We start from the raw sequence: 8,561 nt of genomic DNA on the forward strand, positions 1-8,561 counted from the left end.
CGAATCGGGGACGGGGACCCTTTATCCTGACTATCGGGGCGGAGCAGGCGGGGAAAATCGGGCAGGGGGACGAAGGAAATCGGGCGACCAGACGTCGGTCGTCAGCTGTATCGGTCCTCGTTCCAGGGGTTCGCCGTGTCGCTGTACCCGCGCTTCTCCCAGTAGCCGAGCTCCTTCTCGGTAAGGAACTCGACGCCCGATACCCACTTCGCGCCCTTGTAGGCGTACTTGTGCGGCGTGACGACGCGGATCGGGCCGCCGTGATCGGCCGGGAGATCGTCGCCGTCGTAGCCGTACGTGAGCTGGACGCCCGGCCTCGTACATTCCTCCAGCGGGAGGTCGGTCGTGTAGCCGTCGAGCGAGTGGAACATGACGTGTTCGGCGTCGTCGCGGACGCCGGCGCGCTCGGCCAGATCGGCGAACGAGACGCCCGTGAACTCGCAGTCGAACTTGCTCCACCCCGTCACGCAGTGGAAGTCCTGCCGCTGGGTGACGGCGGGGAGGTCGCGGAACTCGTCGAGCGAGAACGACAGCGGCTCCTCGACCGCGCCCCACACCTCGAGTTCGAAGGTCTGCGGATCCCACGCGGGCGTTCCGCTCTTCGAGAGGACGGGGAAACCGTCCGTCTCGCGCTGGCCCGGAGGGAGCCGATCGTCGCCGTACTCGCGGTAGAGATCGGTGAGGTCCTCGGCGGCGTCGACGCCGGATTCGGTCATGGAGGCGGATACGTCCCGAACCGACGTATGAATGTCGCTCTCTCGTCGCGTGAGCCTCCTTGCCATCGGAATGCGACGGGAGTGTTCGGATTTTCCAAATCAGAGTTCTACCGATCAAAAATATAATTTTAAATCTCAGTTCTGAGTTTTCAGATATACGCATCTGCGACGCCACCTTTATATTTCCCATCCCACAAGAGCCGGACAGCAAATGCCACGAGTGAAGATAACGGTGCCGGAGCATCTGGAAATGCAGATCGCCCAGATGGTCGAGGAGGGAGAGTTCCTCAACCGCGAGGAGGCGGTCGAGGAGCTGCTCTCGACGGGCATCAAGGCGTACAAGACGAGCGGCCCGCGGGAGGACGACGACTCCAACGGGTTCGAAGACGAGGGAATGATGGGCCACGAAGACGAGTACGTCTTCTGACCGGCGCCGGCACCGATTTTCCCCCACGGTCCCCGAACGCGCGGAATCGTGCGTACCCGCCTCAACAACCCTTAAAGGGCCTACGGCCCGTATCTCGGGGTATGCACAAGGACGAACTGCTCGAACTCCACGAACAGATGGTGACGATCATGGAGCACTTCCGCGCGCAGGAGACGGTCGACGGATCGCTTTTCGACCCCTACGACGAGCTCGAGGTCGATCCGTCGCACGTCCACAAATCGAAGAGCGAGCACAAACACGCCGTGTTCGTCCTCGGCAACGCGCTGGCGAACGCGATGAGCGAAGACGAGTTCTCGCCCGCCGGCCGCGTCGGCAAGCGGATGGAGGAACTCGCCGACGACGCCGAGAACAAGATCTGAGCGGAGGCGGTCGCGGACGCGACTGCCCCCTCGACGCTCCGCCGCTCCCTCTCCGAGCCCCGCTCCCTATCGACCGATTCCTTCCGAGCCCCACTCCCGATCGACCGATTCCTTCCGAGCCCCGCTCCCGACCCCCGAATTGATGTACGCGCAGTCCCCTCCAACCCGACATGGTCGCGGGAGCGCTGACATCGGACGCCGTTCACCTCGTCGCCGGTGGCATCGGCGTCGTCGTCGCGCTCGCAGCAGTGTACCTCGTCGATCACCCCGGCGGTGACTGGACGCGGGCGCTCCGATCGCGGCTCCTCCTCGGCGTTCCGTGGGGGACGCTCGTCGTGATCGCCGGCGTGATCGGCGTGTACCTGTTCGTCCAGTCGGGGATCGACGACCCGAACCGACCGGTCGTGATCCCGTTTCGATCGTGGTCGTACTTCTACCCGGAGGGGATGGTCTGGTCCAGCTTCGCGCACGCGAGCCGCGGGCACATCACCGGTAACCTCCTGTCGGCGCTCGTCGCGGGCGGCCTCGCGGAGTACGCGTACGGCCACTTCCCCGGCGGACGCGAGGTCGACGACGCGGAGTTCCCAATCGTCCGGTTTCGGCGCCGTCCGGAGTACCTCCGACGCCTTGCGAATCACCTCCGGCACCTTCCGAATCACTTCCGGCACCTTCCGAATCACTTCCGGCACCTTCCGAATCGCTTCCGACGCCTCCCGGGTCGAGTGCGACGGCTGCCGGCCCGGATCGCCGCCGTCGACTCGCCGGGAGCGAACCCTTACGTTCGGGCGTTCCTGATCGTCCCCGGCGTCGCGGTCGCGTTCGGCCTCGGGTTCGCGCTGTTCGCGCTGGGACCAGTGATCGGCTTCTCCGGCGTCGTGTTCGGGTACTGGGGGTTCGCGCTCGTCTCGCGGCCCGTCACCGCGGTCGTCGCCACGGCGGGAACGACGCTCGTGCGCGTCCTCTACGACGCCCTCCGAGTCCCGGTGGCGTTCGCGGAGGCGTCCCCCTCGTACGGCGCGCCGGGGTGGGCGAACGTCGCGATCCAGGGCCACGCGATCGGGCTGATCGCCGGGGCGCTGCTCGCGGTTCTCCTCTCTCGCCGGCGGGCCCGAGGCCCGGGCGACGAACGCCGTGACGGAGACCCGACGGGGAGCAGATGGAAGTACCACCCGCTCGCGACGGCTGACGGGGACGGACTCGGGGCGGACGCGACCCAGCGGTCGGCGCTCGTCGTCTTCGGCGCGCTGCTGCTGTTCGGCGCGTCGCGCCGGCTGTGGGCGGTGTACTGGTACCTCGGCAACGAGCAGTACGAGCTGTACCGCGCGGTCGGGCTCGGGCTGCTCGCCGTCCTGGCCGCGCTCGTCGCCGTCGCGGCCGTCTCTCGCGACGAGCCGTTGTGGCCGGCGCGGGCGGTTCCGAAGCCGGAGACGCTCCGAGACGGAGTCCGATCGGCGACGCCCGCGGGGGTCGGCGTACTCCTCCTCGTCGCTGCGCTGGCGGCGGTCGCGGGGCCGGGGGTGGTTCCGAACCTCGTCGCCGTCGACGACGGGGACCTCCCCGGCGACCCGATCGAGGTGGAGGGGTATCGGGTGACGTACGCCGAGAACGTCGAGAACCAGCTCGTGGGCGTCGTCGACGTGGAGGCGTTCGGCCGCTCGACGTCCGTCAACACGTCGGGGGTGATCGTCACCCATCCGGATCGGGAAATTTGGACGACGGCGGTCTCGAAGGGGAACCTCGCGTTCTGGGGGTACCGGGCGATCGATCTCGGGGGGACGGGGTGGCGCGAGACCGTCTGGGTCCAGCGGGTCGGCTGGGTCGCCGCGAACGGCGGCCCGACCTACCGGGTCGACGCGGTCCGCGACGACACGAGGCGGACGCTGTTCACGAGCGAACCGGCGCGGGCCGAGCCCCGGATCGACGGTCGGAACGTCGTCGTCGCGGCCACGCAGGGCGGGTTCGAACTGTCGGTGATCGGCGGGAGCGGCACCAACGTCACGGCGCCGCTTCCGGCCGCGAACGAGTCGGTGACGGTCCGGGGGATCACCCTCGTGCGCGAGGGCGACGTCCTGTTCGCGGAGCGCGGCGAGACGCGGGTGCGGATCGCGCAGCGGGAGCGATACGAAGGGCGGCAGTAGGAGACGGGAGAGGCGGGAACGGCGTGAGGGAGACCGGAGCGCGTCGCGGGCGCTACGTCCACTCGATCCGGTACACTTCGGTGTCGACGTCGCGCGCCTCGTCGGCGTGGTGGTCGAACTGCGCGTCGATCCGGAACTCGGCCGCGAACGCGTGCGTCACCTCGCCGCTCTCGTCGGCGGCGAACGACTCGACGAACTGCCGGCTCCCCGCGTTGTGGATCGAGTAGGAGACGGCAGCGAGGTCGCTCGCGACGGCGAGGAACGCGCGGTCGGCGTGTCTGTTCCCGTCTTGGGCGCCGAACGGGGGATTCATCACGACGGTGGCGGGTTCCGCGACGGCGAGCGGCGGGCGGGTGGCGTCGCCGCGGACCCAGTGGACCGGTGCGCTGGCGGCGACGCGGCGCTCGTTGGCGCGGGCGGTCGCCAGCGCGTCGCCGTCGAGTTCGAGGCCGACAACGCGCGCGGGTCCGCGCAGCGCCGCGGCCAGCGCGAGCATCCCGGTGCCGGCGCCCAAGTCGATCACGGTGCGACCCTCGACGTCGCCGTGGAGGTCCGCGAGGTGGACGACGTGGGCCGCCAGCTCGGGCGGCGTCGGGTACTGTTCGAGGGCGGCGTCGGGACGCTCGAAGCCGGCGACGACGCCGAGCTTTGTCGCGAGCGACCGCTTCGTCGCCATCGGTCAGGCGGCGCCGTCGCCCTCGACGCGGACGAGTTCGACTCCCTCGCGGTCGGCGCGTTCTGCGAGCGCCGCGAGCGCGGTGTGAACCTCCTCGCACGTCGCTTCGTCGACGCGGACCTCGATCCGACCGGCACCGAGGAACGACGCGGCGCGGACGAGTCCGCGGAGTCGGTCGGCCTCGCGCTGGCGTTCGAGCGTGCTCTCGGCGTCGAACTCCGCCTCGGTCGCGACCGCGGCGGGCTGGTAGCCGCGGGCCGCGAGCCCCTGTTTGAGGTCGCGGAGGTGGTCGGGCGCGGTGCTGTCGAGGTCCGACGCGTCGATGACGACCGGGTCGACGTCGGCGGGGCGACAGCCGCGGAGCGTTCGTTCGATGCCGGACGAGGAGGTGGTGCTCATACACCCTGATATGTATTAGTTATACAAAAATCTTTATAGATGTTTTGTAGTAATATACGGCGGAGGCGACGACGGACCGGACGCTCCGCGGGCCGGGGACTCACGACCGTTGACGCGCGACGCGGAGACTCACGACCGTTGGCACACGACGCGCCGAGATCGACCTCGGAAGCCCGGAGGGATGATTCCGGCCTCAAACCGCGGTCACGTTTCGTGCGTCGCGGTGCCGGCGGCGGGGCGTGTCGACACCGTGTTCGGACCGGCAACGGTTTTCTAATTCCGAATGTAGGAGCGTTCTACGTACAGCTAAAGGCGTATTCGACCGATCCCAAGTTTTTCGTCGTCGTCGTGGGGTGTGGGCAAGAGTTAAATACGCAAACGACCAGAAACCTTTTAATGGAACGTCCGAGTCGCCAGCGGCAACAGGAGCGAGAGGCGGAGCAGGAAACGGACGAATCGACGGTCTCCTGTCCGGAGTGTGACTCGGAGAACATCGTCACCGACGCCGACCAGGAACTCGTCTGTGAGGACTGCGGGCTCGTCTTGGACGAGCGCAACATCGACCGCGGGCCGGAGTGGCGCGCGTTCAACCACTCGGAGCGGCAGTCGAAGTCTCGCGTCGGCGCCCCCATCACGGAGACGATGCACGACAAGGGGCTAACGACGACCATCGACTGGAAGGACAAGGACGCGTACGGGCGGTCGCTCTCCTCGGAGAAGCGCTCGCAGATGCACCGCCTCCGCAAGTGGCAGGAGCGGATCCGGACGAAAGACGCGGGCGAGCGCAACCTCCAGTTCGCGCTCTCGGAGATCGACCGGATGGCGAGCGCGCTCGGCGTCCCGCGGTCGGTTCGCGAAGTGGCCTCCGTCATCTATCGACGCGCGCTCAACGAGGACCTGATCCGCGGCCGCTCCATCGAGGGCGTCTCCACCGCCGCGCTGTACGCCGCCTGCCGGCAGGAGGGGATCCCCCGCAGCCTCGACGAGGTCGCGGACGTCTCGCGGGTGCCACAGAAGGAGATCGGCCGGACGTATCGGTACATCTCCCAGGAGCTCGGCTTAGAGCTGAAGCCCGTCGACCCCAAGCAGTTCGTCCCCCGGTTCGCGTCCTCGCTCGAACTCTCCGAGGAGGTCCAGTCGAAGGCGACCGAGATCATCGACGTCTCGGCCGAACAGGGGCTGCTCTCCGGGAAGTCCCCGACGGGCTTCGCGGCCGCCGCGATCTACGCGGCCTCGCTCCTCTGTAACGAGAAGAAGACCCAGCGCGAAGTGGCGGACGTCGCACAGGTCACCGAGGTCACCATCCGGAACCGGTACCAAGAGCAGATCGAAGCGATGGGGTTCCGATAGGGCGGCCCGTCGAATCCGCCGATCGGTCGCGGCGTCCGCGACGCGACTGTTGGATCGGGTTTTTAATCGATACCCGCTGTATCCACGACCGAGATGTACGCAGAGATCCTCGTTCCGACCGACGGCAGTCCGGCGTCGGACGCCGCGATCGAACACGCGATCGGCCTCGCAGACCGGTACGACGCCCGTCTCCACGCCCTGTACGTCGTCGACGGCGCGGCGTACTCCAGCCTGGAGGCCGGCGCGGAGGTCGTCGTCGAGGCGCTCGAGTCGGAGGGCGAGAAGGCGACGAAGCGCGTCGCGGACGCAGCTGACGACGCGGGCATCGAGTGCGTCACCAGCGTCACGTCCGGGACGGCGTACCAGTCGATCCACGACTACGTCGACGGACACGGCATCGACGTCGTCGTCATGGGGACGCACGGACGGAAGGGGATCGGCCGCTACCTGCTCGGGAGCGTCACGGAACGAGTCGTCCGGACCTCGGACGTCCCGGTGTTGACCGTACGACAGTCCACGGATGAGTAGTCGCACCGCTCCCGGCGAACGCGGGTGACACCGATGCGCGACTGGCTCTCTCACCGCGTGGTCTCGTCGCCGGACGACACGGCCCTCGTCCGCGCCGAGGACGGCGAGGCGTGGAGCTACACCGACCTCGACCGGCTCGTCGACGAGACGGCCGGGCGACTGGTCGCGCACGGGCTGGGCGAGGGCGACCGGATCGGGGTGCTCACCCCCCCGTACGTCGGTACCGTCGGCCTCGTCCACGCGACGATGCGGATCGGGGCGACGTTCGTCCCGCTCGGCCAGGAGCTGACCGCCCGCGAGATCGCCGCGCGGATCGACCGGACCGACCTCGACGCCGTCGTCTGCGCGGAGCCGACCGAGCCGACGGCGACCGACGCGGCGGCGGAGATCGAGGGCGTCCCCGTCTACTCCGTCGACGACCCGGCGAGCGCCGAGGTCACCGGGATTCACGACGTCGATCCGGCGTCGATCGATCCGCCGGGATGGTCGTTCGCGGACCCGCTCTGCGTGCTGTTCACCTCCGGGACGACCGGCGAGCCGAAGCCCGTGCCCCTGACCGCGGGCAACGTGTACAGCTCCGCGGTCGCCTCGGCGTTCCGCCTGGGCGTCGAGCCCGACGACCGGTGGCTCGTGTCGCTGTCGCTTCACCACATGGGCGGGCTGGCACCGGTGTATCGGTCGGTGCTGTACGGGACCACTCTCGTGTTGCGAGAGGGGTTCGACGCGGGCGGCACCGCAGACGACATCGACGCGTACGACGTGAGCGGGGTCTCGCTCGTCCCGACGATGCTCAAGCGGATGCTCGACCGCCGCGGGACGCTGTCGGACTCGCTGCGCGCGGTCCTGCTCGGGGGCGCGCCCGCGCCGGCCGAGCTGTTGGAGCGGTGTCGCGACTACTCGATTCCGGTGTACCCGACCTACGGGATGACGGAGGCCGCCTCGCAGATCACGACCGCGACGCCGCGACAGACCAGAGACCGGATCGGGACGGTCGGCCGCCCCCTCTTCGGCACCGACGTGACGGTCGTCGACGACGGCGGCGAGCCGGTCGAGCCGGGCGAGACCGGCGAGATCGTCGTCAGCGGACCGACGATCACGCCGGGATACCTCACGGTCGACGAAGGCGACCCCGCGGCCTCCGACGCGGTCGAGGTGAACGGGATCGATCCGGCGGATCTCGATCGCTCCGAGTTCGGCCCGCACGGACTCCAGACCGGCGACGTCGGTCGATTCGACGAGTCGGGGTTCCTCCACGTGCTCAACCGCGTCGACGACCGGATCATCACCGGCGGCGAGAACGTCGAACCCGGGGAGGTCGCGGACGTGCTCCGCGGACACCCCGAGGTGGACGACGTGGCGGTGATCGGGCTCGACGACGACGTGTGGGGCGAACGCGTCGGGGCGCTCGTCGCGGTCGGCGACCGGTTCCCGTCGGGCGCGGTCGCCTCCACCGACGGTCCGTCCTCGGAGGGAACCGCCCCGGCGGGCGATCGGCTAGGCGACGGCTCGGAGGGCAACGGTTCCGACGGCAGCGATTCGGGTTCCGCCGGTCGCGAAGCGAACGGCGGGGGGGCGGACGACGACGAGATAGCGGATCCGAGCGCCGGAGCCGACCGCATCGGTCCCGCACCGATCGACGAGGGAGCGTTCGTCGCGTTCGCCCGCGAGCGGCTGGCCGGGTTCAAGATCCCGAAGACGGTCGCGTACGTCGACGAGCTCCCGCGGACCGTCTCGGGAACGGTCGACCGGGAGGCGACGCGCGCCGTCCTCCGGGAGCGCGGCGCGGACCCCCGCGAGAGCGCCGACACCGACCTCGAAACCGCGGGGTTCCGGCCGGCCGATCCGGCAGATCCGCCGGAAGATTCGGTAGATCCGCCGGCCGATCCGGCAGATCCGCCGGAAGATTCGGTAGATCCGCCGGCCGATCCGGCAGATCCGCCGGAAGAT

General features: G+C 69.0%; 9 protein-coding genes. 6 read left to right on the forward strand and 3 right to left on the reverse strand.

All coding sequences use genetic code 11. From position 1 onward, the window contains the following. Positions 1–101: 101 nt before the first annotated feature. Complete coding sequence (locus EXE42_RS02520) at positions 102–716, reverse strand: sulfite oxidase-like oxidoreductase (RefSeq protein WP_092923100.1); 615 nt, start codon at positions 714–716, stop codon at positions 102–104. Between the two features lie 211 nt (positions 717–927). Here EXE42_RS02520 and EXE42_RS02525 point away from each other — a divergent pair, with 211 nt between their 5' ends. From EXE42_RS02525 to EXE42_RS02535, 3 genes are all read left to right on the forward strand, one after another. After that, on the forward strand, positions 928–1,143 hold the full coding sequence (locus tag EXE42_RS02525; RefSeq protein WP_092923103.1) for a ribbon-helix-helix domain-containing protein: 216 nt from the start codon (positions 928–930) through the stop codon (positions 1,141–1,143). A 101-nt stretch (positions 1,144–1,244) separates the two neighbouring features. After that, on the forward strand, positions 1,245–1,523 hold the full coding sequence (locus EXE42_RS02530) for a UPF0058 family protein (RefSeq protein ID WP_008442749.1): 279 nt from the start codon (positions 1,245–1,247) through the stop codon (positions 1,521–1,523). Positions 1,524–1,693: 170 nt separating this feature from the next. Then, positions 1,694–3,661 (forward strand): rhomboid family intramembrane serine protease, encoded by a 1,968-nt coding sequence (locus EXE42_RS02535; RefSeq protein WP_137705831.1) that lies wholly within the window; start codon positions 1,694–1,696, stop codon positions 3,659–3,661. Between the two features lie 52 nt (positions 3,662–3,713). Here the strand turns inward: EXE42_RS02535 and EXE42_RS02540 are convergent, their stop codons facing one another. Both EXE42_RS02540 and EXE42_RS02545 read right to left on the reverse strand, forming a co-directional pair. Then, complete coding sequence (locus tag EXE42_RS02540) at positions 3,714–4,337, reverse strand: METTL5 family protein (RefSeq protein ID WP_137705832.1); 624 nt, start codon at positions 4,335–4,337, stop codon at positions 3,714–3,716. Positions 4,338–4,340: 3 nt separating this feature from the next. Then, on the reverse strand, positions 4,341–4,736 hold the full coding sequence (locus EXE42_RS02545) for a hypothetical protein (protein ID WP_092923112.1): 396 nt from the start codon (positions 4,734–4,736) through the stop codon (positions 4,341–4,343). Positions 4,737–5,132: 396 nt separating this feature from the next. Here EXE42_RS02545 and EXE42_RS02550 point away from each other — a divergent pair, with 396 nt between their 5' ends. The 3 genes from EXE42_RS02550 to EXE42_RS02560 all read left to right on the forward strand — a co-directional run. Continuing rightward, a complete protein-coding gene (locus EXE42_RS02550) occupies positions 5,133–6,086 on the forward strand; it encodes a transcription initiation factor IIB family protein (RefSeq protein WP_092923115.1) in 954 nt (317 codons plus the stop codon). A 93-nt stretch (positions 6,087–6,179) separates the two neighbouring features. Further along, the gene (locus EXE42_RS02555; RefSeq protein ID WP_137705833.1) at positions 6,180–6,614 is read left to right on the forward strand and encodes a universal stress protein; all 435 of its coding nucleotides are present in this window, start codon (positions 6,180–6,182) and stop codon (positions 6,612–6,614) included. A 33-nt stretch (positions 6,615–6,647) separates the two neighbouring features. Next, the coding region (locus tag EXE42_RS02560) for a class I adenylate-forming enzyme family protein (protein WP_137705846.1) at positions 6,648–8,561 on the forward strand (1,914 nt) is incomplete at its 3' end.

Origin of the sequence: Halorubrum sp. SP3 (assembly GCF_005435195.1) — an archaeon.
Lineage (GTDB): Archaea > Halobacteriota > Halobacteria > Halobacteriales > Haloferacaceae > Halorubrum > Halorubrum sodomense.